Origin of the sequence: Micromonospora sp. WMMC273 (genome assembly GCF_027460285.1) — a bacterium.
GTDB classification, from domain to species: Bacteria; Actinomycetota; Actinomycetes; order Mycobacteriales; family Micromonosporaceae; genus Micromonospora; species Micromonospora aurantiaca.
This window is the reverse complement of sequence record NZ_JAPZBE010000001.1, coordinates 1,683,304-1,707,644: the sequence shown is the minus strand read 5'-3', so window position 1 is coordinate 1,707,644 and position 24,341 is coordinate 1,683,304. Positions and strand designations below refer to the sequence as shown.

20 protein-coding genes are annotated in these 24,341 nt (G+C 72.1%); 14 read left to right on the top strand and 6 right to left on the bottom strand.

Translation table 11 applies throughout. The features are described 5' to 3' along the window. Positions 1-3 precede the first annotated feature (3 nt). On the top strand, positions 4-1,197 hold the full coding sequence (locus O7611_RS08130) for a TetR/AcrR family transcriptional regulator (RefSeq protein WP_269696508.1): 1,194 nt from the start codon (positions 4-6) through the stop codon (positions 1,195-1,197). 12 nt (positions 1,198-1,209) lie between these two features. On the opposite strand, the gene O7611_RS08125 is transcribed toward O7611_RS08130, so the two are convergent. Next, complete coding sequence (locus O7611_RS08125; RefSeq protein WP_269696507.1) at positions 1,210-2,427, bottom strand: oxygenase MpaB family protein; 1,218 nt, start codon at positions 2,425-2,427, stop codon at positions 1,210-1,212. 153 nt (positions 2,428-2,580) lie between these two features. On the opposite strand from O7611_RS08125, the gene O7611_RS08120 reads away from it, so the two are divergent. Further along, a complete protein-coding gene (locus O7611_RS08120; protein ID WP_194800938.1) occupies positions 2,581-3,552 on the top strand; it encodes an oxygenase MpaB family protein in 972 nt (323 codons plus the stop codon). Here O7611_RS08120 and O7611_RS08115 read toward each other — a convergent pair. After that, positions 3,460-5,322 carry an AMP-dependent synthetase/ligase gene (locus O7611_RS08115; RefSeq protein ID WP_194800937.1) on the bottom strand — a complete coding sequence of 621 codons (1,863 nt, stop codon included), beginning with the start codon at positions 5,320-5,322 and terminating at the stop codon, positions 3,460-3,462. The genes O7611_RS08120 and O7611_RS08115 overlap by 93 nt on opposite strands. A 204-nt stretch (positions 5,323-5,526) precedes the next feature. After that, positions 5,527-6,276, bottom strand: coding sequence for an SDR family NAD(P)-dependent oxidoreductase (locus O7611_RS08110; protein ID WP_228532141.1), 750 nt, complete (start codon positions 6,274-6,276; stop codon positions 5,527-5,529). Between the two features lie 155 nt (positions 6,277-6,431). Between O7611_RS08110 and O7611_RS08105 the strand changes: the two genes are divergently transcribed. The 5 genes from O7611_RS08105 to O7611_RS08085 all read left to right on the top strand — a co-directional run bounded on the left by O7611_RS08105 (position 6,432) and on the right by O7611_RS08085 (position 11,693). Next, on the top strand, positions 6,432-7,655 hold the full coding sequence (locus tag O7611_RS08105; RefSeq protein WP_194800935.1) for an oxygenase MpaB family protein: 1,224 nt from the start codon (positions 6,432-6,434) through the stop codon (positions 7,653-7,655). Positions 7,656-7,677: 22 nt separating this feature from the next. Further along, positions 7,678-8,250 (top strand): isoquinoline 1-oxidoreductase, encoded by a 573-nt coding sequence (locus O7611_RS08100; protein WP_269696506.1) that lies wholly within the window; start codon positions 7,678-7,680, stop codon positions 8,248-8,250. Positions 8,251-8,323: 73 nt separating this feature from the next. Then, positions 8,324-9,508 carry a zinc-dependent alcohol dehydrogenase gene (locus O7611_RS08095; protein ID WP_194800933.1) on the top strand — a complete coding sequence of 395 codons (1,185 nt, stop codon included), beginning with the start codon at positions 8,324-8,326 and terminating at the stop codon, positions 9,506-9,508. Further along, positions 9,505-10,449: an SDR family NAD(P)-dependent oxidoreductase gene (locus tag O7611_RS08090; protein ID WP_269696505.1), complete on the top strand. Its 945-nt coding sequence runs from the start codon at positions 9,505-9,507 to the stop codon at positions 10,447-10,449. Before O7611_RS08095 ends, O7611_RS08090 begins: the two co-directional genes overlap by 4 nt. Before the next feature lie 98 nt (positions 10,450-10,547). Further along, positions 10,548-11,693, top strand: coding sequence for an MBL fold metallo-hydrolase (locus O7611_RS08085; RefSeq protein ID WP_269696504.1), 1,146 nt, complete (start codon positions 10,548-10,550; stop codon positions 11,691-11,693). Between the two features lie 49 nt (positions 11,694-11,742). Here the strand turns inward: O7611_RS08085 and O7611_RS08080 are convergent, their stop codons facing one another. Further along, the gene (locus O7611_RS08080; protein WP_194800930.1) at positions 11,743-13,254 is read right to left on the bottom strand and encodes a deoxyguanosinetriphosphate triphosphohydrolase family protein; all 1,512 of its coding nucleotides are present in this window, start codon (positions 13,252-13,254) and stop codon (positions 11,743-11,745) included. Between the two features lie 101 nt (positions 13,255-13,355). Here O7611_RS08080 and O7611_RS08075 point away from each other — a divergent pair, with 101 nt between their 5' ends. Next, complete coding sequence (locus O7611_RS08075) at positions 13,356-15,800, top strand: Tex family protein (protein WP_269696503.1); 2,445 nt, start codon at positions 13,356-13,358, stop codon at positions 15,798-15,800. A 39-nt stretch (positions 15,801-15,839) separates the two neighbouring features. On the opposite strand, the gene O7611_RS08070 is transcribed toward O7611_RS08075, so the two are convergent. After that, positions 15,840-16,853, bottom strand: coding sequence for a DUF389 domain-containing protein (locus O7611_RS08070; RefSeq protein ID WP_194800928.1), 1,014 nt, complete (start codon positions 16,851-16,853; stop codon positions 15,840-15,842). 147 nt (positions 16,854-17,000) lie between these two features. Between O7611_RS08070 and O7611_RS08065 the strand changes: the two genes are divergently transcribed. From O7611_RS08065 to O7611_RS08050, 4 genes are all read left to right on the top strand, one after another. Beyond that, positions 17,001-17,432 carry a hypothetical protein gene (locus O7611_RS08065; protein ID WP_194800927.1) on the top strand — a complete coding sequence of 144 codons (432 nt, stop codon included), beginning with the start codon at positions 17,001-17,003 and terminating at the stop codon, positions 17,430-17,432. 111 nt (positions 17,433-17,543) lie between these two features. After that, positions 17,544-18,626: a GNAT family N-acetyltransferase gene (locus O7611_RS08060; RefSeq protein WP_194800926.1), complete on the top strand. Its 1,083-nt coding sequence runs from the start codon at positions 17,544-17,546 to the stop codon at positions 18,624-18,626. Between the two features lie 166 nt (positions 18,627-18,792). Continuing rightward, positions 18,793-19,923, top strand: coding sequence for a DegT/DnrJ/EryC1/StrS family aminotransferase (locus O7611_RS08055; protein WP_194800925.1), 1,131 nt, complete (start codon positions 18,793-18,795; stop codon positions 19,921-19,923). A 37-nt stretch (positions 19,924-19,960) separates the two neighbouring features. Then, positions 19,961-21,193, top strand: coding sequence for a glycosyltransferase family 4 protein (locus tag O7611_RS08050; protein WP_269696502.1), 1,233 nt, complete (start codon positions 19,961-19,963; stop codon positions 21,191-21,193). Between the two features lie 30 nt (positions 21,194-21,223). On the opposite strand, the gene O7611_RS08045 is transcribed toward O7611_RS08050, so the two are convergent. After that, positions 21,224-22,120: an NAD-dependent epimerase/dehydratase family protein gene (locus tag O7611_RS08045; RefSeq protein WP_269696501.1), complete on the bottom strand. Its 897-nt coding sequence runs from the start codon at positions 22,118-22,120 to the stop codon at positions 21,224-21,226. Positions 22,121-22,476: 356 nt separating this feature from the next. Between O7611_RS08045 and O7611_RS08040 the strand changes: the two genes are divergently transcribed. Both O7611_RS08040 and O7611_RS08035 read left to right on the top strand, forming a co-directional pair. Then, positions 22,477-23,697 (top strand): glycosyltransferase family 4 protein, encoded by a 1,221-nt coding sequence (locus O7611_RS08040; RefSeq protein WP_228532076.1) that lies wholly within the window; start codon positions 22,477-22,479, stop codon positions 23,695-23,697. Then, positions 23,694-24,335: a sugar transferase gene (locus O7611_RS08035; RefSeq protein WP_194800923.1), complete on the top strand. Its 642-nt coding sequence runs from the start codon at positions 23,694-23,696 to the stop codon at positions 24,333-24,335. Before O7611_RS08040 ends, O7611_RS08035 begins: the two co-directional genes overlap by 4 nt. Positions 24,336-24,341: the final 6 nt, after the last annotated feature.

Here is a 24,341-nt window from a genome sequence, read left to right as displayed (position 1 = left end):
CCCGTGCCCGTCCGCGTCCGCCCGGGCGATCCGGTGACCACCGGGCCGGCCGCGGCCACCCGGCCCCGCAACCGCAGGCAGGTCATCGTCGAGTCGGCCGGGCAGGTGTTCAGCGAGCGCGGCTACCACGGCGCGTCGATGGAGGAGATCGCCGCGGCGGTCGGGATCAGCGCGCCGGCGCTGTACCGGCACTTCCCGAACAAGTACGCGTTGTTCGCCGAGTGCGCCAACGTGATGGTGGACAACCTGGTCGGGGCCGTCGACGCGTGGCCGCCGGACGCGGCGCTGGCCGACGTGCTGCTGGCCCTCACCCGGGTCACCGTCGCGCACCGCGCCTCCGGCGGCCTCTACCGGTGGGAGGCCCGCTACCTCGGCCGTCCGGACCGCCACCTGCTCCGCGCGAAGTTCGGCCACGTCGTGGGCCGGGTGACCGAGATGGTACGGCGGGAGTACCCGCTGCCCGACGAGCGGCTGCGGGCGGTGGCCGCGCTCGGGGTGATCGGCTCGGTGACCATGCACCGCACCTCGATCGCCCAGCGCCGGATCGAGGATCTGGTGCTGCGGTCCGCGATGCGGGTCGTCGCCACCGATCCGACCACCGCCGCCGGGACGGCGCGGCTGGTCGAGCTGCCCGCCCAGCCGGTGCCCCGGACCCGGCGCGCGGAGATCCTGGCCGCGGCCGTACCGCTGTTCGCCCGGGACGGCTTCGCCACCGTCACCAACGCGCAGATCGCCCAGGCGGTGGGGCTCGCACCGTCCGCGATCTACCGCCACTACCCCGGCAAGGTGGACATCCTCGTGGCCGCCTGCCTCCAGGCGGCGGAACTGCTCGCGCAGGCGGTGGACCGCAGCCTCCAGCGGGCGGCCGACCCCCGGCAGGCGGTGGTCGCGCTGGCGGCGGCGTACGTGGCCTACTGCTTCGAGCACAACACCCTCAACAGCGTCGCCGAGGCGGAGGTGGCCGGCCTGCCGGACGACGTACGGCGCCCGCTCATCCTCGCCCAGCGGGAGCACATCGCGGTCTGGGAGCAGCAGTTGCGGGCGGTCCGGCCGGACCTGGACCGGCGGCAGGCCCGGCTGCTCGTGCACGCCGGGTTCGGCGTGGCGGTGGAGGCCGGGCGCGCCCTGCGCTGGCAGGACTCGCCCGGCCACCGGGACGCGGTCACCGCGCTGGTCACCGGTGCCCTGACGCTCTGAACCGGCACGGACTCAGGTGCCCGGCCGGTTCATGACCGGGATCGTGATCGGGGTGTGCGACGCGGACGAGCCGTTGTTGAGGAACAGCATCGCCAGCCCGCGGATGAACCTGTCGAACAGGCCGAACGTCTCCGGCATGAGCGGCGAGAGCCCTTCGCGGAACATCACGTACGTGGGCCATCCGGCCTCGATCACGCCCCGGGAGATGTAGTCGCGCGGCAGCCGCAGCCAGTCGCCGATGCGGTCGGTGAGCACGTAGCGGGCGAACTCCCGCTGGAATCCCCGGGTGACGCCCAGGTCCACCGAGGACGTCAGGTTCAGCAGGATGTCGGCCAGGTCGATGCCCTCGGGTGTCGGCGCGAGGAGCGGGGACAGCGCGTACCGGGACTGCTCCTCGGCGGCGGCCCAGCTGTTCGGGATGAACTCGTCGCGGACCCCGAGCAGGTGCAGCGCGACCTGCCACATGTGCAGGTAGGCCTCCTCCTCCGCGGCCGACATCCGCAGTCCCCAGCGACGCCAGTCGAGCAGCTTGCGGTGCACGTACGTGCCGAGGCTGTGGAAGGTGATGAGGATGTCGCCGTTGCTGATCGGGATCGGGTGGTCGGTGACGCCGCGCCACGGCGCGGACTGCGGCAGCAGGTGCCGTACGGCCGCGTGGGTGAGCCGCGTCTTGTGCGAGGTGACCACGAAGCTGCCGGTGGCCTTGAACGCGTCGGGGGCGCTCAGGTCGTAGCCGTAGGTGAAGGTCTTCGCGGCGCGCGACTTCATGTCCGCGCCGCCCTCGGACCAGTAGACGTTGCGGGCCTCGCGCGGGATCACCGTGCTCATGATCCCGCTGCCCAGGCCGTAGAGCAGGAACAGGTACATGCTCATGCGCTTGTTGAACTGGGCGGCGCGGTCCAGCTTGGCCTGATCGGCCCAGGACGGCAGCGTGTTGACGCGCCGCAGATAGGTGGTGAGCGCCGGGGGCAGGCCGGCGGGCAGCGCGTCGCCGTTGCGGATCCAGGACGCGAACGCGGTGTTCACCGCCGGGATCTGACCGGCGTCCAGCAGCGAGGCGACGAGCGGGTCGGTGTCGTCGTCCCAGACGTCCCACGGGTCGGTCACCGTGTCGGTTCCGGCGATCGAGCCGGACGACGACCACGCCCACGCCTTCGGGGCGTCCGCCACGGCTACCAGTCCCAGCGCGGCACCGAGCGTCAGGACGCTTCGTCTACTGAGATTCTCCATTAGCACCACTTCCCGGTTTCGACCGGACATCGCCCTGAACACCGGCCCGTGAGGTGCGCACAAGCAGGTTTCGAGTTATCCGGGGATGTGATTTTCTATTAACATAGAGGAGCTTGACTGCATCGGCAAGGGTGGACGGTGGGGGTGGTGGCGATGGCTCGTGAGGGGCGGTACCGCTGGTTGCGCCGGATCGAGACGCTCGATCCGGTCCACGACCACCACGAGATCTACCGGCTCTCCGCCGGGTACGAGTTCCCCTTCGACTACCAGCGGGCGCTGGAGCTGGCGCTGCTGCGCACGTATTGCGTGCCGAGCATCTCCGCGCTGCTCGACGCGACAGGCGAGTTCCGGTTGCGGGCGCAGCAGCGCTACGACGACACCGCGCTGCTGATGGCCGAGCTGCTGGAGCACGGCTACGACTCGCCGCGCGGCCGGGAGGCGCTGCGGGTGGTCAACCGGGCGCACGGCCGGTACGCGATCTCGAACGACGACATGCGCTACGTGCTGTCCACGTTCGTCTACGAGCCGATCGACTGGCTGGACCGGTACGGCTGGCGCCCGCTGCACGAGCACGAGCGGCTGGCCGCGTTCCACTACTACCGCGCGCTCGGCGCGCGCATGGGCATCCGGGACGTCCCGGCGGACTTCGACGCGTTCCGCGCCGTCAAGGACGCGTACGAGCGGGAGACGTTCCGCCGCACGCCGAGCAACGAGCGGGTCGCGGCGTACACGCTGGACCTGTTCGCGTCCTGGTACCCGGCGCCGCTGCGCCCGGCCGCGCGGCTCGCGGTGCGCGCACTGCTGCCGCCCGAGATGCGGGCCGCCTTCGGGCTGCCGGCCGCGCCGCGACCGCTGACCGCGCTGGTCGGCGGCGCGCTGCGCGCCCGGGCCGCCGTGGTGCGGCTGCTGCCCGCGCGAACGGTGAGCCGGCTGACCCGCGCGCCGCGCAACCGCACCTATCCCGGCTACCCGCGGGGGTACCGGCCCGCCGATCTCGGCGCGCCGCCACCCCCGCCCGGCATCGACCCGGCGCTACTCCGTGACGGGCTCCGCCACCGCGTCACCCGGCCGGTAGAGGGCGTCGATCCGGTCGCCGTACCGGTCGACGACGACCCGGCGCCGTAGCTTCAGCGTCGGGGTCAGCTCGCCCGACTCCGGCGTCCACGCCGACGGCAGCACCTGGAACGTCTTTACCTGCTCGGGCCGGGCCAGCCGCGCGTTCGCCGCGTCCACAGCGGCCTGGATCTCGGCCCGCAGCACCGGATCCGAGGCCAGCGCGGGCAGCCGCGGGTCGCTGATGCCGTGCGTACGCGCCCACTGGGGCGCCACCTCCTCGTCCAGCACTATCAGCGCCGTGACGTACGGCCGCCGGTCGCCGATCGCGACCGCCTGGCCGATGAGCGGGTGCGCCCGCAGCAGGTTCTCGATCTGCGCCGGTGAGATGTTCTTCCCGCTGGACGTGATGATGAGTTCCTTCTTGCGGTCGGTGATGGTGAGGAACCCGTCCTCGTCGAGCGTCCCGACGTCACCTGTCGCCAGCCAGCCGTCCGCGTCGACCACCGGCTCGACGCCGCCGTCCTCGCGCAGGTAGCCGGAGCAGACCAGCGGACCCCGGACGAGGATCTCGCCGTCGTCGGCGAGGCGTACCTCCATGCCCACGTTCGGGCGGCCGACCGTCCCGGTGCGGAAGCAGTAGGGGGTGTTGAGGGTGGCGGTGCCGGTGGTCTCGGTCAGACCCCACACCTCCAGCACGTCGATGCCGAGCCCGGCGAGGAACCGCAGCACGTCCACCGGGATCGGGGCGGCGCCGCTGCCGGGCCAGGTCATGTTCTGCAGACCGAGGCTCGCCTGCAGCGGTCGCAGCACGGTGTCCCGGGCCTGCGCCACCCGGGCGGCCAGCTCGTCCGGCACCGGCTTCCCGGCCGCGCGCAGCTCGTACGCCTCCAGGGTCACCGCGGTCGCGGCGGCGACGGCGGCGCGAACCGCGGGCTCGGCGGCGGCCAGGTGGGCCTGGACGCCGGCGGCCATCTTCTCCCAGACCCGCGGCACCCCGAAGAACGAGGCGGGACCGACGGTGCGCAGCGCCGCGACGAGCTGTGTGGCGTCGGGGCAGATGGTCACGTGCCCGGCGCGGTAGATCGGGTTGTAGATGCCGAGGAACCGTTCGGCGATGTGCGCGAGCGGCAGGTAGGCCACAGTCGGCGCGTGGTCGGGGACGGACACCATCGCGTCCAGCGCCACCGCCTGGTAGATCACGTTGTGGTGGCTGAGCACGACGCCCTTCGGGTCACCAGTCGTCCCGGACGTGTAGAGCAGCGTCACCGGCTGCTCGGGCCGGATCGTGCGCCAGCACCGTTCGAAGGCGTCCGGGTCCGCCTCGCGGGCGGCCCGGCCGAGGGTACGCACGCGCGACAGCGGCACCGTGTCGGTGGCCGCTTCGGCGGGCTCGTCCACCAGCACCACCCGGAGCAGGTCCGGCAGCTCGGCCAGGATCGGCCGCCAGCGCTCCAGCTCCGCCGGACCTTCCAGCACGAGCACCTGGGCGGCGCTGTGCCGGGCCAGGTAGCGCATCTGCTCGGCGCTGAGCGTCGGGTAGATCGTGGACGGCACCGCGCCCAGGTGGACCGCGGCGAGGTCGACCAGCCAGTGCTCGGTGCGGCCGGACATCATGATCAGCATGTGCCGCCCGGCCTCCAGGCCGATCTCGGCCAGGCCGGCGGACAGCTCGGCGACCTCGTCGCGCAGCTGCGCCCAGGTGCGGGTGTCGTCCCGGCCGAGCGTGGTCAGGGCAGGCAGGTCGGCGTACTCGGTGGCGTTGCGGTGCAGCAGCGCCGGGACGGTCAGGTCGGCGGCTTTCTTGGCGCAGTCCTCGGCGAGGACGTCGGCGGGGTCCATGGGCTACTCCTTCACACGCAACCGGGCCTGGTGGTGGCAGGGCTGGCCGCACCCCTCGCCGTGGTGCCCGCTCGGGTTCCGCAGCCGATGGCAGCACTGTAAACGAGGGTTAACTTTCTGGGAAGAAGTGCCGGTGAATCGCGCCTGAAACGAGCCGCATCAATGATCCGGCGACGAACCGGGACTAACCAAGCGGGTCGCCGGTCACTGCGCGGTCCAGCCACCGTCCACGTGCAGCACGCTGCCGGTGACGTAGCTCGCGGCGTCCGAGGCCAGGAACAGCACCGCGCCGACCACCTCCTCGGGACGGCCGAAGCGGCCCATCGGGATGCGGTCGCGCAACCGCTTCGACCACTGCTCGTGGCCGCGTAGCCCCTCCGTCATCGGGGTCTCCAGGTAGCCGGGCGCGACCGCGTTGACGCGCACGCCGGCCGCCGCCCACTCCAGCGCCAGCGTGCGGGTGAGCTGCTCGACGCCGCCCTTGCTGGCGCTGTACGCGGCCAGGCGCGGGAAGCCGACCTGACCGTGCACGGAGGACATGTTGACGATGCTGCCCGCGCCCTGTTCGACCATGAGCGCACCGGCCGCGCGGGCGCAGACGAACACGCCGGACAGGTTGGTGTCGATCACCTGCCGCCAGTCACCGAGACTCAGCCGCTCGCTGCGGTGCAGCGCCGGGCTGATGCCGGCGTTGTTGACGAGGACGTCCAACCGGCCCCAGCGCTGCCGCGCGAGGCCGACGACGGCGTCGGCGGCGGACTCGTCCGCGACGTCCCCGGCGACCACAGCCGCCGTGCCGCCGCCGGCCGCGATCCGGTCCCGCACCTCGTCCAGCGCGTCCGGCCGCCGGGACTGGAGGATCACCGACGCGCCGGCCCGCGCCAGCCCTTCGGCGATCGCCGCGCCGACGCCCTGGCTGGCTCCGGTCACCCACGCGACCCTGCCCGACAGCATCCCCTCGACCACCGCCACCGTGGACTCCCCTCATCGCAAACCATCGACAGATGTCGTCATGAGCCTTGTGGACACCGTTACCACGTGCTCTCATGTGATACACGGGCGCAACATTTGTTTCACCGTATCAGTGGCCTCGACCCCGAGGAGTGAGCGTGGAACCGGTAAGCAGGCGCAAGATGTTGAAGGCCGGCGGGGCACTGGGAGCGCTCGGCGCGTTCAGCGTCGCCGCTCCGGCACAGGCCCGGTCGGCGTGGACCTGGTCTCCGACGGGATCAGTGGCCGGCGCCGGCGCGGGCGTGGACCCCCGCTGGGTGTGGGACGAGGAGGCCGACCCACTCGTCGCCTCCCTCCTGGACCGGGGCGAGGCACCACTGGTCAACCAGCTGCTGCGGACGTGGACGAAGAACGGCCAGCCGCTGCCCTCCGGCCTCCCGGCGGACGTCCGCGCGTTCATCGAACGCGCACGCGTGCTGCCGTCCTGGGTGGACCAGGGCAAGCTGGCCACCGCCGTGCGCTTCAACGAGAAGCGCGGCCTCTACCTCGGCGTGCTCTACGGCCTGGCCAGCGGCATGATGAGCACCGTCATCCCGAAGGAGGCGCGCGCCGTCTACTACTCCAAGGGCGGCGCGGACATGAAGGACCGCATCTCCAAGACCGCCAAGCTCGGGTACGACATCGGCACCGCAAACGCCTACCAGCCCGACGGCTCGATGATCGTGACCGCCGTGAAGACCCGGCTCGCGCACGCCGGTGTGCGTCACCTCCTGCCGCAGTCGCCCGAGTGGGCCGACGTCGCGCCCGAGGACATCCCGATCAGCCAGCGCGACATGATGGTCACCTGGCACAGCCTGCCGACCACTGTGATGCGGAAGCTGACCGACTGGCGGGTGCCGATCCCCGCCGCCGAGTCGACCGCCTTCCTGCACCTGTGGCAGGTGGCCGCGCACATGCTCGGCATCAGGGACGAGTACATCCCCGCCACGTGGAGCGAGGCGAACTCCCAGGCCGGCGAGGTCCTCGACCCGATCCTCGCGCCCACCCGCGAGGGCAACGCGCTCGCCGACATCCTGCTCGGCCTCGGCAAGGAGATCGACGCCGGGCTGCTCAGCAAGCCCATCCTCGGCTCGTTCACCCGGTTCATGCTCGGCAACCAGATCGCCAACTGGCTGGAGATCCCGCGCGACCTGCTCTGGGACACGCTGCTGCGGACGAGCTGGGGTCCGTTCATCGCGGTCCGCGAGGCGCTGCTGCCGTTCCCGCTCGCACCGGAGTGCTACTGGTTGTTCGACGAGTTCCTGCGCAAGCTCGCCCTGCTGTTCCTCTCCGAGGGGCAGTCCATAAACATCGAGATCCCGCTCGGCAACCGCGAGTTCTGACCACCGCGTCGCGGTGGGCACCATGACCGCGCCCCTCCCCCCGTTCCTGGGGTACGTGCTGGCCGCGCCGGTCCTCGTGGCCGCGGCCGAACTCAGCGCCGCGTACCCGGCCGCCCGGACGCCGTCGCCGGACGTGGCCGGACTGCTCGGCCTCGGCGAGATCATGACGGCGGCGGCCCTGCCCGGGGCGGCACTGATCTCCGTCGAGGTCGGCCCGGACGGGACCGTGTCGTTCACGCTGCCGCCGGACCGGTACGACGGCGACACCTCGGCCGCCGAACTGATCGCCGACGGGCTGTCGGTGCCGCGCCGCCGCGTTCGTGTGCCACCGCCACGGCCGGCAGCGGGCCGGGCGCGTGGCGCACCCCATCCGGCCGTCGGAACCCGTACCCCGGTCCGGGTCGCCGTGGCGGTGGCCCGGCGGCGGCTGCTGGAGGCCGCGTCGGCGGCGCTCGGTACGCCCGTCGCCGGCCTGCGGCTCACGGCCGGCGCCGTCACCGACCGCGCCGGCCGCCGCCTCGACATCGGCGCCCTCGCCGCCACCGCGGCCAGCACCAGCACCATCGCCGTGACTGTCGACCTCACGTCACGGTGACCGCGCCGCCGATTCAACGGCCCCGTGCCGGGTAGCAGTCCGATGGACGGCACCGGAGAGGGGACAGACAGGCATGAAGGCACTGACCTGGCACGGCAAGCGGGACGTCCGCGTCGAGGACGTCCCGGACCCCCGGATCGAGGAGCCGACCGACGCGATCGTCCGGCTCACCTCGACCGCCATCTGCGGTTCCGACCTGCACCTGTACGAGGTGCTCGGGCCGTACCTGAAGCCCGGCGACATCCTCGGGCACGAGCCGATGGGCGTCGTCGAGGAGGTCGGGCCCGGCGTGACCCGGCTCAAGAAGGGCGACCGGGTGGTCGTCCCGTTCAACATCTCCTGCGGCTCGTGCTGGATGTGCGAACGGCAGCTCTACGCGCAGTGCGAGACCACGCAGGTGACCAGCCAGGGCAAGGGCGCGTCCCTGTTCGGCTACACCTCGCTGTACGGCTCGGTCCCCGGCGGCCAGGCCGAGTACCTGCGCGTCCCGCAGGCCCAGTTCGGCCCGATCAAGATCCCGGACAGCGGCCCGGACGAGCGCTGGCTATACCTCTCCGACATCCTGCCCACCGCCTGGCAGGCGGTGAAGTACGCCGACGTCCCGCCCGGCGGCACGCTCGCCGTGTTCGGGCTCGGCCCGGTCGGGCAGTTCAGCGCCCGGATCGGCCGCCACCTCGGCGCCGGCCGGGTGATCGGGCTCGACCTGGTGCCGGAGCGGCTGGAGATGGCCCGCCGCCACGGCATCGAGGTGCTCGACGTCAGCCAGCTCGACGACGTACCCGGAACGCTCATCGACCTGGTCGACGGGCGCGGCCCGGACGCGGTGATCGACGCGGTCGGCATGGAGGCGCACGGCGCGCCGCTGGGCAAGATGGCCCAGACCGCCGCCGGGCTGCTGCCGGACAAGCTGGCCCAGGCCATGACCGACAAGGCCGGCGTGGACCGGCTCGTGGTGCTGCACGCCGCGCTCAAGGCGGTACGGCGCGGCGGCACCGTGTCGATCTCCGGCGTGTACGGCGGCGAGCAGGACCCGATGCCGCTGATGGAGATGTTCGACAGGGGCATCCAGCTACGCATGGGCCAGTGCCACGTGCGGCGCTGGGTCGACGAGATCATCCCGCTGCTGGAGCGCGACGACGACCCGCTGGGCGTGGAGGACCTGCGGACCCACCGGCTGCCGCTGACCGACGCGCCGCAGGCGTACGAGATGTTCCAGAAGAAGGAGGACGGCTGCGTCAAGGTCGTGCTCGCGCCGTGACCCGGACGGTGGTCGTCACCGGCGCGACCAGCGGGATCGGCCGGGCGACCGCCAGGGAGCTGGCGGGCCGCGGGGACCGGCTGGTCCTCGCGGCCCGCTCCCCCGCCACGCTCGACGAGGTGCGCGACGAGTGCCGGGCGGCGGGCGCGCGGGCGATCGCCGTACCGATGGACGTGACCGAGCCCGGCGCGTTGGCCGCGCTCGCCGACGCGGCGCAGGCCGAGTTCGGCCGCGTCGACGCCTGGGTGCACACCGCCGCGGTGATGTCCTACGGCCGCTTCGACGAGACGCCGGCCGACGTGTTCGAGCAGGTGGTCCGCACCGACCTGCTGGCCGCCGCGGCGGTGGCCCGGGAGGCGCTGCGCCGGTTCCGGGACGCCGGCGGCGGCACGCTCGTGCTCACCGGCTCGGTGCTCGGGCACATCACCGCGCCCTACATGAGCGGCTACGTGGCCGCCAAGTGGGGCCTGCAGGGACTGGCCCGCACGCTCCAGCAGGAGGCGCGGGAGACGCCGGGCGTCGCGATCTGCCTGGTCAACCCGGGCAGCGTCGACACGCCCGTCTACCGGCAGGCGGCCAACTACCTGGGCCGGATCGGCCGGCCGCCGCCCCCGATCGCCTCGCCCGAACGGGTGGCGCGGGCCATCGTCGGATGCCTCGACCGGCCGCGTCGGGAGGTGTCGGTGGGCCGGCTCAACGTGGTCATGCGCTTCGGGTTCACCGTCCTGCCCGGCGTGTACGACGTCCTGGTCGGGCCGCTGATGCGCCGGGCCGGGCTGACCCGGACGCCCGTCGCCGCGCACCAGGGCATCGTGTTCACGCCCAACCCGGCCGGCGAGGCGGTCCGGGGCGGTTGGCTGCCCGACGTGTCCCAGGTGGTCCGGGCCGTGGGCGGACGCGCGGCGACAGTGGCGTCCGCGGTGCGCCGCCGGGTGCCCTGACCGTCGCGGGGGTGGCTGTCGCGCGGGCGGGCCGTCGCGTGGGCGGGCCGGGACGACTGTGGTTACCGTGTACGGCGGGACACGGCGGAGGGATAAGCATGGGGCAGGCAACGGGGCAGGAACCGGACCGGACGCGCGGCGGGCGGGTGTGGAAGCTCGCCGGGCTGGCCGCCGTCGCCGGGCTGGCCTGGGCGGCGCGGGACGTACCGGCGCAGCTCGGCGGCCGGCTCACCGGCAATCGGGCGGAACGGGCGGCCCGGTCACCGCGCTTCCGCGACGGCACCTTCCACAACCCGGCCGGCGCCAGCGCCACGATGGTCGCCGACCCGGGCCGCAACCTGCTCCGGGAGCTGATCTTCGGCAAGCAGAAGCGGCGGCCGGGCAGCCCGGTGCCGCTGCTGCGCCCCGGCGCCGCACCGGCCGCCGACCCGGCCCGCGAACTGAACGTCGTCTGGTACGGCCACGCCTCCACGCTCGTCGAGATCGAGGGACACCGGGTGCTGCTCGACCCGGTGTGGAGCGACAGGTGCTCCCCGTCCGGGCTGGTCGGCCCCCGGCGCATCCACGAGCCGCCGGTCCGGCTGACCGACCTGCCCCCGCTGGACGCGGTGCTGATCTCGCACGACCACTACGACCACCTCGACATGGAGACCGTCCGCACGCTGGCCGACCTCCAGTCCGCGCCGTTCGTGGTGCCGCTGGGCGTCGGCGCCCACCTGGCCCGCTGGGGCGTACCCGAGCACCGCATCGTCGAGCTGGACTGGTCGGAGAGCCACCGGGCCGGCAGCCTGACGCTCACCGCGACCGCCGCGCAGCACTTCTCCGGGCGCGGGCTGCGCCGCGACGGCACGCTCTGGAGCTCCTGGACGATCACCGGCACGCACCGGAAGGTCTTCTACACCGGCGACTCCGGCTACTTCGACGGGTACGCCGCGATCGGCGCCGAGCACGGCCCGTTCGACCTGACGCTCATGCAGATCGGCGCGTACGACAGGGCGTGGCCGCACATCCACATGTTCCCGGAGGAGGCGGTCGCCGCCCACCTCGACGTACGCGGCGGGCTGCTGGTGCCGGTGCACTGGGGCACGTTCAACCTGGCCCTGCACGACTGGTCCGAGCCGGTGGACCGGCTCTGGGCCGAGGCGAAGGCGCGCGACGTGCGGCTCGCGGTGCCGCGTCCCGGTGAGCGGGTGGTGGTCGACGAGCCGCCGGCGGTGGACGGGTGGTGGCAGTCGGTCGCCTGACCCGGAGCTGTCCCTGGGTGGCGCTGCCGCCTTCGTGCTCTGAGCCGGCTCAGAGCACGAAGGCGTCCGTCCACAGCGCGCCGGAGCGGCCCGACAACGCGTCGAGCATCGCCACCGCCTGACCGTCGGTGAGCTGCGCGACGAAGTCGATGATCGCCCGGCCACGGGCCCGGCCGATCCGGTCCGGGGTACGCGGGTGCAGCTCCGCCTCGGCCAGCTCCACCAGGTCGTGCAGGCGGCGCGGCAGCCGGGACTCCTCGTCCGGGTCCAGCAGCCACTCCCAGAGCGCCTCCACCAGCGTGCCCAGCAGCCGGGCCTGGCCGCGCTGGTGCAGGGCCAGGTCCGGGCGGGCCAGCACGAACCGGTGGTGCACGAACTTGAGCACCTGCACCTCGTGCCACTGCGCCTTGGCCAGCAGCACGTATCCGGAGCGGACGTGCGGCTCCGGGGTGACGGTGATGGCGTCCACGAAGCGGGTGGTCCAGCGGGCGGAGAACCGGGCCACGTACTGCTCCGCCTCGATCGAGCCGTCGAACGGCAGCGCGAGCAGCCCTTCCACCAGTTCCTCGCGTACGTGCTCGACAGCGGCGGCGAACGCCTCGTCGTCGGCGATCCAGGCGTCCTTGCGGTGCAGTTGCCGGCGCAGCCGCTCGATCGCCGCTCCCGGCCGCCGGCCCGCCGCCTCCAACGCGGGCGCGGTGATCGACCGCAGGTGCCCGCACTCGCGCTGCCAGGCCATCAGCTCGGCCGCCACAGCGCCCTGCTGGAGCACTCCGACGCGGTAGAAGTCCTCGACGTCGTGGATCGCGTAGGCGATGTCGTCGGCCGTGTCCATCACCGACGCCTCGGGCGTCTGCTGCCAGTCCGGGATGCGCCCGGCGAACGGCTCCCGCGCCTGACGCAGGTCGTCCAGCTCGGTGCGGTACGCGCCGAACTTCACCGAACCGCTCTCCGGATCCTCCGGCGGAGCCGCCGCGCCCCGGGGCGCGGGGTCGAGGTGACGCGGATGCGGATCGGGGTGGTCCAGCCGGGTCCACGGATACTTCAGCATGGCCGCCCGGACCGCCGCGGTCAGGTCCAAGCCGGTGGTCGCCGCGCCGCGGATCTCGGTGCTGGTGACGATCCGGTACGACTGGGCGTTGCCCTCGAAGCCGTCGGCCAGCCCGAGCCGCTGGCGGGCCAGCCGGTCGAGCACCCGCTCCCCCAGGTGCCCGAACGGCGGGTGCCCGAGGTCGTGCGCGAGCGCGGCGGCCTCCACCACCTCCGGGTCGCAGCCGCCGAGCTTGTCCAGCAGGTCCCGATCGGCCGGGTCGGCGATGAGCCGCTCGGCGATCGCCCGGGCCACCTGGGCCACCTTCAGGCTGTGGGTGAGCCGGTTGTGCACGAGCAGCCCGGACCCGCCCGGGCTGATCACCTGGGTCACCCCGCCCAGCCGGGTGAAGAACGGCGAGCCGACGATCCGGTCCCGGTCGGCCCGGAACGGGCCGGCGGCCAGGTCGCCGAGCGCCCGGGCGCTGCCGCCGAACAGCCGCCGGGCCCGCGGATCCGCAGGTGCCTCCATGATCGCCACGCTAGCGCAGCCGGCGGCGGGCCGGGCACAGCCGGTCGGAGGCGAACGGCACAATGCAGGGCGGAAACCACCCGAGAAGGCGGATGACAATCGTGACCCAGTCTGTGCACCAGCGGATCGCCGAGGAACTCGGCGTCGCCGAACGGCAGGTACGGGCGGCAGTCGAGCTGCTCGACGGCGGCGCCACAGTGCCGTTCATCGCCCGCTACCGCAAGGAGGCCACCGGCCTGCTCGACGACGCGCAGCTGCGCACGCTGGAGGAGCGGCTGCGCTACCTGCGCGAGCTGGACGAGCGTCGCGCGGCGGTGCTGGAGTCGATCCGCAGTCAGGGCAAGCTCGACGAGGCGCTGGAGGCGCAGATCCTCGCCGCCGACTCCAAGTCCCGCCTGGAGGACATCTACCTGCCCTACAAGCCGAAACGGCGCACCCGCGCGCAGATCGCCCGCGAGGCCGGGCTGGAGCCGCTCGCGGACACGCTTCTGGCCGACCCGGCGCAGGACCCGAAGACGGTCGCCGCCGGGTTCGCCGACCCGGACAAGGGCGTCGCGGACGCCGCTGCCGCCCTGGACGGGGCGCGGGCCATCCTGATCGAGCGCTTCGCCGAGGACGCCGACCTGATCGGCACGCTGCGCGAGCAGATGTGGTCGCGGGGCCGGCTGGTCTCCCGGGTACGCGACGGCCAGGAGACCGCGGGCGCGAAGTTCGCCGACTACTTCGACTTCGCCGAGCCGTACCCGAAGCTGCCCTCGCACCGCATCCTCGCCGTGTTCCGGGGCGAGAAGGAGGGCGTGCTGGAGCTGACCATGGACCCGGAGGCCGACGGCGACGCCGACGCCACCGGACCGAGCCGCTACGAGGCCGCCGTGGCCGGACGCTTCGGCATCAGCGACCAGGGGCGGCCCGCCGACAAGTGGCTGGCCGACACGGTGCGCTGGGCCTGGCGTACCCGGATCCTCATCCACCTCGGCGCCGACCTGCGGATGCGGCTGTGGCAGGCGGCCGAGGAGGAGGCCGTCCGGGTCTTCGCCACCAACCTGCGCGACCTGCTGCTGGCCGCGCCGGCCGGGGCGCGGGCGACGATGGGCCTCGACCCGGGCCTGCGGACCGGTGTGAAGGTGGCGGTGGTCGACGCCACCGGCAAGGTGGTCGCCACCGACACGATCTATCCGCACGAGCCGCGCCGGCAGTGGGACGCCTCGCTGCACACGCTCGCCACGCTCGCCGCCGCGCACGGCGTCGAGCTGGTCGCGATCGGCAACGGCACCGCCAGCCGGGAGACCGACAAGCTCGCCGGTGACCTGATCAAGCGGCACCCGGAACTGAAGCTGACGAAGGTGGTGGTCTCCGAGGCCGGTGCGTCGGTCTACTCCGCCTCCGCGTACGCCTCGCAGGAGCTGCCCGGCCTGGACGTCTCGCTGCGCGGTGCGGTGTCGATCGCCCGTCGCCTCCAGGACCCGCTGGCCGAGCTGGTGAAGATCGACCCGCGGTCGATCGGTGTCGGGCAGTACCAGCACGACCTGTCCGAGGTGAAGCTGTCCCGCTCGCTCGACGCGGTGGTCGAGGACTGCGTCAACGCGGTCGGCGTGGATGTCAACACCGCCTCCGCGCCGCTGCTCACCCGGGTGTCCGGCATCGGCGCCGGGCTGGCCGAGAACATCGTGCTGCACCGCGACGCCAACGGGCCGTTCCGCACCCGGGCGGAGCTGAAGAAGGTGCCGCGGCTCGGGCCGAAGGCGTTCGAGCAGTGCGCCGGCTTCCTGCGCATCCCCGGCGGCGACGACCCGCTGGACTCCTCCAGCGTGCACCCGGAGTCGTACCCGGTGGTGCGCCGCATCCTCTCCTCCACCGGGCAGGACCTGCGCGCGCTGATCGGCAGGTCGGCCATCCTGCGCGGCCTGCGCGCGACCGACTTCGTCGACGAGACGTTCGGCCTGCCCACCGTCACCGACATCCTGGCCGAGCTGGAGAAGCCGGGCCGCGACCCGCGTCCGGAGTTCCGTACCGCGACGTTCGTCGAGGGCGTGGAGAAGATCAGCGACCTGACGCCCGGCATGGTGCTGGAGGGCGTGGTGACGAACGTGGCCGCGTTCGGCGCGTTCGTCGACGTGGGCGTGCACCAGGACGGACTGGTGCACGTCTCGGCCATGTCGCACACCTTCGTGAAGGACCCGCGCGACGTGGTGAAGTCCGGCGACGTGGTGAAGGTCCGGGTACTCGACGTGGACGTGCCGCGCAAGCGGATCTCGCTGACGCTGCGGCTGGACGACGAGGCGCCGGCCGGTGGCCGTCCCGCCGCCAAGGGTCCGGGCGGCGAGGAGCGCGGCGGCCGGCGCGGTGGCGGGCAGCGCGGCGACGGCGGTGGGCAGCGGGGTGACCGCGGCGGACAGCGCGGCGACGCCGGCGCCCGGCGTGGCGGCCAGGGCGAACGGGGCGGCTCACGCGGTGGTCCGTCGCAGCGGCAGGGACGAGGCGGCGGATCGGCGGCACCGGTGAACGACGCCATGGCCGAGGCGCTGCGCCGCGCCGGCCTGGCCTGACGGTCCGCGGCCGCCGGTCGGGCTGACGTCACGAACGAGTCAGCTCGACCGGTGCCCGCCCGACGACGGATCGGTCCGGGCGGACGCCGGGTCACGGTCGGCCCGCTGCCGGGGCACCGGCTGCCGGGACCGCCGCGCCACACGCCGCCACCAGGAGCGCTGGACCAGCAGCGTGAGCAGACCCGCCAGCACGATGGCGGCCAGGTTGACGACCAACTGGAGCGCGGAACCGGCCGCCTCGTGCCAGACGCCGTACGCGGCGGCGACCGCCACGTTCGCGGCCGCCGGCACGGTGGTCACCGAGATCAGGACGCCGACCAGGGAGCCGGACTTCTTCGAGGTCAGCGACAGCATCCCGGCGATGCCGGCGAGCAGGCCGACCACCCACGACAGGGCGTCCGGGCGCCAGATGAAGTCCGTCAACGGCCGCTCGGCCAGCAGCATCTCCCGGCTCACCAGACCGGCCGCGTCCAGCGCCCAGGTGCTGACCACGGTGGCGAGCATCGCCGCCACGAAGCCGACAACGAGCGCCTGCACCGACCGGACGACGACGCCCCCCTTGCCGCGCAGCAGCGCCACGCATAGCGCCGCGAGCGGGCCGAACTCCGGGCCGACGACCATCGCGCCGACGATGAGGATGGGCTGGTCGAGCAGCACGCCGATGCCGGCGATCATGGTGGCGACGACGATCAGCGCCAGGAAGATACCGGTGAGCACCGTCTGCTCACCCGTCTTCGCGGCGACCTCGTCCCAGATCAGGGCGTCGTCACCGTGGCCCGGGGCCGCCTCGGCGGCCCGGTCCGCTGCGGCCGAGAGGGTCAGCTCCACGTCGTCGGCGGCGATCGCCCCGCGCGCCTCGACCCCCATCTCCCGCAGCCGGCGCAGGACACCGTCGGCGCTCTCCCGGACCACGTCGCAGGTGATGTAGTCGCCGGCCGGCTGACGGGCCGCGCCCGGCAACACCACCAGGTGGGTCACGCCGGGCTCCGCGGTAAGCATGTCGGCGATGTCGGACGAGCGGTCCGCTGGTGCGATCACCCGGATGTGCAGCACGGACCAGGCTCCTCGATGGGCGCGACGGACGTCAGCACTCTAGACGATCCGCGCGAGGGCGGCAGGAGGTCGCGCGACGGCCCGGCACGCCTCCCCCGCCCGGAGCGGCCGCGGGGCGGGCGCGGCTGTGGGCGTACCCTCGCGGTCGTGGGTGCCGACGACGAGCGGTGGCGGGAGCGGCGACGCCACGCGGTGCGGGCGCACGCCGAGGCCGACGCCCGGCAGCGCGCCGCGGAGCAGGCCGAAGCCGCGGAGTTGGTCGCCCGGTTCGCGGCCGAGGCCGCCCGGCGCGGCCTGCGCACCGAGCGGCTCGTGGCCACGCCCTACAGCGGACGCGGCCGTTACCGCACCCCGCTGGTCGGCTGGTACGTGGACCGGGCCCGGAGCCGGGCGGTGGACACCGAGGGCCGCTACTACCTGCTGACCGTGCCGGCCGGGCTGCGCGCCCGGCTGCTCGGCGCCCGGCCGGAGCCGTCCACGCCGTCACTAGTCATCGGCCGCGGCGGGCGCGACGGGGAGTCCCTTCCGCTGACGGCGTTGCTCGGCGCGCGCCTCGAAGCGGGCGACGACTGGCCCTGACCCGGCCCGGTCACCTGTCGACACCGTCCCGGCCGATCCTCGTTACCCAGAACGGACGACACGTGGCCGGCCGCCAGCGGGGCGGCCGTGGCCAGGCGACGGGGAGCGCAGATGCGACTGGAGATCCTGGACGCCCGCAAGCCGGCGGACGACGAGCGCTGGCGCGCTCTGCACCGCGACTGGGACCGGCGTGAGGTCTTCGCCCACCCGGCCTACCTCCGGCTCTTCGCCGGGCCGCAGGACGAGCCGCTGGCCGCGTACGCCCGGACCGAGCACGGTTTCGTGCTGTATCCGTTCCTGCTCCGTCCCGTTGACGCGCCACACCTGGACCTGCCACCTGGCCGGTATCACGACATCACCAGTCCGTACGGCTATGGCGGCGCCTTCCAGGAGGACACGGACGAGCGGGAGGCCAAGGAGTTCTGGGAGTCGTTCGACGCCTTCTGCGCCCGCCGCCACGTGGTGTCCGAGGTCACCCGACTGTCGCTATTCGAGGACGAGCGGCTCTCCCCGCCGGGCCCGGTCCAGGAGAAGCAGTTGAACGTGGTGCGTGACCTGCGGACCAGCGACGAGGACATGTGGCGGGAGTTCGACCACAAGGTGCGGAAGAACGTCAACAAGGCCCGCCGGAACGGAGTGACCGTCGAGGTCGACCTCGCCGGCGCGCGGCTCGACGACTTCCTACGGATCTACCAGAGCACCATGGATCGGCGGGCGGCGACAAGCGGCTATTACTTCCCGCGTGGCTTCTTCACCACGATCGTCCGCGAACTGCCGGGACAGTTTGCGTTCTTCCACGCGCTGCACGAAGGACGGGTCGTCTCCACCGAGTTGGTGCTGTTGTCCGCACGGAGCCTTTACTCCTACCTCGGCGGCACCGACCAGGACGCGTTCGACCTGCGACCGAACGACCTGCTCAAGTTCGAGATCTGCCGTTGGGGTCGGTCCCAGCGCCGGACCCGGTTCGTCCTGGGCGGCGGATACGCACCGGACGACGGGATCTTTCGCTACAAGCGCTCCTTCGCTCCCCACGGGCTCGTCCCGTTCCACCTCGGCACCCGGGTGCTCGACGAACCCGTCTACCGGCGCCTGTGTGCCGCTCACCGGGAGGAGGCCGTCCGGCGGGATCCGGCTTGGCCGGCGTCGCCAGACTTCTTTCCCGAGTACCGGAGCGCGTTGCCCGACGCGAACTGACGCCGTACGAGAAGTTTTCCGAATGGCGCCGCCAAGCATTCGCTCAACGAACGGACAGCTTATTGGGTGACGGCGTTGAAACGATTATCTCAACAACCCGAACAGCAACCGGCGGGGCCGATTGTGGTGAACAATGGTGGCGGTCCCAAAATCGCATTGGAGCGTCATGGGCGTTCACGTATTCCTATCTCCACCGGATGTCGGCCCGCTCGAGGAGTCGTACCTGTCGTCGGCTCTGCGCTCCGGCTGGGTCGCGCCGGTCGGGCCCGACCTCGACGCCTTCGAGCAGGAGATTGCGCAGCGGGCGGGACGCAGACACGCAGTCGCGGTCAGTTCCGGTACGGCGGCCCTGCATCTCGCGCTGCTCGGCGTCGGCGCCCGGCCGGGCACGGTGGTCGTGGTCCCGACCCTGACCTTCGCCGCAACGGCGAACGCCGTGGTCTACACCGGCGCGGAACCGGTATTTGTGGATTGCGATCCAACCACCGGCAACATCGACGTGCCCCTGCTCCGCGATGCCCTGGACCGGCTGCGCGCCGAGGACGCCCAGGTCGCAGCAGTGGTGCCGGTCGACCTCTTCGGCGCCTGCGCGGACTACTCGTCGCTGCTTCCGGCGTGCGCGGCGGCGGGTGTGCCGGTGGTGGCCGACGCCGCCGAATCGCTGGGCGCCACCCACGAGGGCCGGCCAGCTGGGTCGTTCGGCCGAATCGCCGCCTTCTCGTTCAACGGAAACAAGATCCTCACCACATCCGGCGGAGGAATGCTCGTCTCCGACGACCAGGCACTCATCGCGCGCTGCCGGTACCTCGCGACCCAGGCACGGCAGGAGACGGTGCACTATGAGCACACCGAGGTCGGTTACAACTACCGGCTCAGCAATCTCCTGGCCGCTCTGGGCCGCGCCCAACTGCGTCGGCTGGACCAGATGATCACGCGACGCCGTGAGACCCGGGAGCGGTATGCCAAACTCTTCGCCGCCAGCCCGGGAGTGCGCCTGCTCAACGATGCCGATCCGGCGGCCAATTGCTGGCTGACGGTCATCGTGGTCGATCCCGATCAGGCCGGTTGGCAGGCGTCCGATCTTGCCGCGCATCTGGCACAGCGCGGAATCGAGACCCGTCCAGTATGGAAGCCGATGCACCTGCAACCGGTTTTCCGGCACGCCCGGAGCATCACCACCGGAGCCGCGGAGCGGCTTTTCGACCGCGGGCTCGCGTTGCCCAGCGGCTCCAACCTCACTGCAGGCGAGGCCCGACTGATCGACGACACGATCAGTGATTTCCTGCTCAACGTGTGATCGGCAGAGCTTGCGACTCTCCATCGGAAGGACTGCTGTGCGGCTAACCATCACGGAGGAGTGCCGATTCGTCCGCACTCCCGACAACCAGTTCTGGGTCACATTCGGCACCGACTACGCACTCTGGTCGCGCTACCTGGTCGCCTTCGACGAAGTACAGGTCGTGGCCCGCGCGCGGGACGTCGGGGAGATTCCGCCGAACGCCCTGCGCGTGGACGGCGAGAGAGTAACCGTGGCCCCGCTCCCCTACTACGAGGGCCCTCAGCAGTACTTGCGGCAGCTGCCACGGATCGACAGGACAGTACGGGCGATCGCAGCCGACGCGGAGGCGGTGCTGCTGAGAGCGCCGTCGACCATCGCCACGCTGATGCATCGGCACATCACTCGACGTGGGCTCCGCTACGCCATGGAGGTCATCGGCGACCCCCACGCCGTCTTCGCCCCGGGGGTGATCGAGCATCCGCTGCGGCCCTTTCTACGTGTGTGGAGCACACGCAACCTTGAGCGGCAGTGCCGCTCGGCGGTAGCGGTGTCCTACGAGACGAGCCGTTCCCTCCAGGCCCGTTACCCGACCCGGCCCGGCACGCTCTGCACCGGCATCAGCTCGGTGAACCTCCCGCCGGAGGCGTACGTGCCACAGCCCCGTGGCCGGCGATCAGCGGACGGGCCGATGACGCTCGTGTCAGTGGGCTCGCTGGAGCAGCTCTACAAGGGGATCGACATTCTGATCAAGGCCATCCCGCAGTTGGATCCGTCGGTCCGCCACGTACACATCGGCCCCGGCCGTTACCAGCCCACGCTGGAGGAGCTCGCCGACCGGTTGGGAGTGCGCGACCGGATCACCTTCGCCGGCTGGATCCCCACGGTCGAAGGGCTCCGGAATCAACTCGACGCCGCTGACCTGCTGGTCATGCCGTCCCGGACGGAAGGTCTTCCCCGCGCACTGATCGAGGCGATGGCCCGTGGACTACCGGCCGTGGCCTCCGACGTCGGCGGTATCCCGGAGCTTCTGCCCCCGCAGATGCTGTTCCGCCCCGGCGATCCGGACGATTTGGCTGCAGTGCTGGGCCGGGTCCTGGCGGACCCGGAGGGCTTGGCCGCCGCCTCACGGCGCAACCTCGACGTCGCCCGCGCGTTCGCCGCGGACCGACTGGCGGTTCACCGCACGGAGTTCTACCGGGCGGCCCGTAACCTGATGACCGACCGCCGATCACTGCCTCGGCCCGCCGCCGTCCCGGATGCCGTCCGGCCCTCGGACCGGACGGCCTGAGGGCCTGTACCCAGACGATCCGAGGCGGCGTCAGTCGTCAACGGTCGAGTCGGAAACGGCTGCCCAGACAGCCTTCACCGTGTCGTTCAGCTCGTGGTGTGGATTCCAGCCGAGCTGACGGATGGCGGAGATGTCGGCACACATCCACGGCACCCCGACCGATCGACGACCGCCTCCGGTCGGCGCAGCCTCCCGGACCGCGCCGGTGAATCCGGCGACACCGGCCAGGGCTCTGACCACTGCGCGCACCTGCACCGCCCGGCCGGTGCCGACATTGAGCAAGCGGTGCGGCACGGTCGGCGCCGCAACGACGGCGGCCACCGCGTGCGCGACATCCCGCACGTCCACGAAGTCCCGGTACGCGTCTAGCGGCCCTAGCGTGATCTCCGAATCGCCGTGTACCAGTCCGGACCGCCGGAGCAGGCGTACCGCCCGGCCCAGCACGCTCTCCACCGACAGCCCTGGGCCGATGGGGTTGAACACTCGGAGCACGACGCCGTCCAGCCGACCCGCTGCGACAGCGAGATCCATCAGCCGGGTGGCGGCCAGATGGCTCAGTCCGTATCCGCTCACGGGTTCGGCGGGCCAGGTCTCCGGTACGGCGGTACCGGCAGGAACAGCACCGTACTCCCCGGCCGATCCGAGTCGCACCAGCCTGGCCCGGGGTGCGGCGGTCGCCACGGCCTCGATGAGCCTGGCGGTCACGAGTGTATGAGCTGCGACCATGTCGGCGTCGGTCCCGGTCAGCCGGCCCGCGCAGTTCACCACAGCGACAGGCTGATGAATCCGGATCAGTTCCACCAGCTCATCCGTCGTGGCACGGACCAGGTCGCACCCGGCGCGGCTCGGACGGACAACGGCGTACGCCGGGGCGAGTGTCGCACTCACGTGGCGACCCACGAAGCCGGTCGCGCCGAAGAGCAGCACGGTTCTCACAGAATCTCCCCGTTCGCCAGCCGGCCCGCTTCTGACCGGGTCGGAGCTGATGGGACCTGCGCTGCCCGGAGACGACGCACACCGGTCACGTCCACCCTCGGCAGGGCCAACGGAAGGCTCCGGCATTAGTTACTAAAGCCTTCGTGTCTCGTTTTATCTGTCATAGCTCCCCAGCAACCCACTGATCGGGTGCAAACCATGCAAACCGAACCATGTAAGAGAAGACCCCAGATGCTGATAGAACAGGTTCGTTCTGGTTCCGAGCGGCCGGAGGCGGCTCGGTGAAGCCGGTCCCTCCGCACTCTCCCGAGGACGACGCACCGGGGGGCCGGACGCTGCGTGTCGCCTTGATCGTCAAGACCAACTACGGCGGACTGTGGACCATCCCGCAGGCGTGCGCTCTACGCGACCGCGGTCACGTCGTCGTGGTGATCTGTCCGCCAGGTGGTCGTCTGAACGCCCGCTTGGCCGAGGCGGGCATCCGCACGGTCGCGTCGCCCTTCTCGTTCCGCTTCCGGCCCACACCGGCCACAGTGGTGCAGCTCTGGCAGCTCCGCCGCCTGGTCCGCCGTCTCCGTGTGCAGGTGCTCTACCACCACCTGTACGCGGCGACCCTGGCCGCGCGATTGGCCACTGTCGGCCTGCCGCTGGCGCGGGTGCAGTTCGTCGCCGGCCCCGCCTTCCTGGAGTCGCGGGCGGTCCGCGTCGTCGAACGCGTGCTCTGGCGGCTGGACCGCGTGATCATCTGTGGCACCCGGTACACCTCCCACCGCTACGGCGAGTTGGGCGTGCCGGCGTCGCGTCGACCAGCCGTGACAAGCGGGCTCAATCTGGCTTGGGCGACCGCCGACCTGCCCGACGACACGGCGGCGACACGCGCGGAGGCCCGAGCGAAGGCCCGAGCGGACCTCGGGCTCACGCCCGACCAGTTCGTGGTGATCATGGTGGCGTACGTGTACCCGCCCCGGAAGCTCGCTGCCCACCGCAACCGCGCGTTCAAGGGACACGACGTGCTGCTCGCGGCTTGGCAGAAGTTTCGGTCCGGGCATCCCGACGCGGTGCTGATGCTGGTCGGCGGCGGCTCGGACGAGGCCGGCGAGGAGCATCGGCAGGATCTCATCCGCCGCTTCGGCCTTGCCGACGACCCGTCCGTGCGCTGGATTGACACCGCCGACGACGTGCGGTCCTACTACCGGGCGGCGGATCTCAGCGTCAGCCCGTCGCTCAGCGAGGGACACGGCGCACCACCCGAGGCGGCGCTGCTGGACGTGCCGAGCATCGTCAGCGACGCCGGCGGGCTGCCGGAGACGGTGGACGAGACGTGCGGGTGGGTGGTGCCCCGGGACGACGTGATGATGCTGGCCCGGGCCCTCGCGCACGCGCACACGGAGTTCCGGTCGGGTGGGCTCGCCGAGCGCGGGGTGCGGGCTCGCGAACGGTCGTGGCAGCACTTCGACAACCGGATCTCAGCGGTGCGGATGGCCGAGATCGTCGAGTATGCCGCGGGGATCGGCGGGTCACCACAGGAGTACGCACCGCCGGCAACCGGAAAGGTGCTGGCCCGGTGACCGGTCCTCGTCGCACGGTCGAGCGGCGGATCAAGCGGGTCATCGACGTCACCGTGGCCCTGGTCGTCCTCGTGCTGACCGCACCGGTCCTGGCGGTCGCCGCGCTGTTGGTGCTGGCCCAGTTCGGAGCTCCGGTGTTCTTTCGGCAGGAGCGTACCGGCCGCCACGAACGCCGGATTCGTGTCCTCAAGCTGCGGACGATGTCTGACGAACGCGACGCGCACGGTCGGCTGCTGCCGGACGGGGTCCGCTGCCGGGGCGTTGGTCGTACGCTGCGTCGGTTGAGCATCGACGAGCTGCCCCAACTGGTCAACGTGCTCCGCGGTGACCTCAGCCTGGTCGGGCCACGCCCCCTCCTCCTGCGCTACGACCCCTGGTACACGGAGCGGGAGCGGCTGCGGTTCGCCGTCCAACCGGGTATCACCGGTCTCGCCCAGGTCAACGGGCGCAACGGTCTTGGCTGGACCGATCGCCTGGAACTCGACGTCCGATACGTCCTCGGTTGGTCGCTCTGGCTCGACCTACGGATCCTCGCCCGAACGGTCGGCAAGGTTCTGCGGGCTTCCGGGGTGTCCGTCGATCCTTCGTCGGAGATGCTCGATCTCGACGAGGAGCGGCGCCTCACCTGCGTTCGATGATCGGAC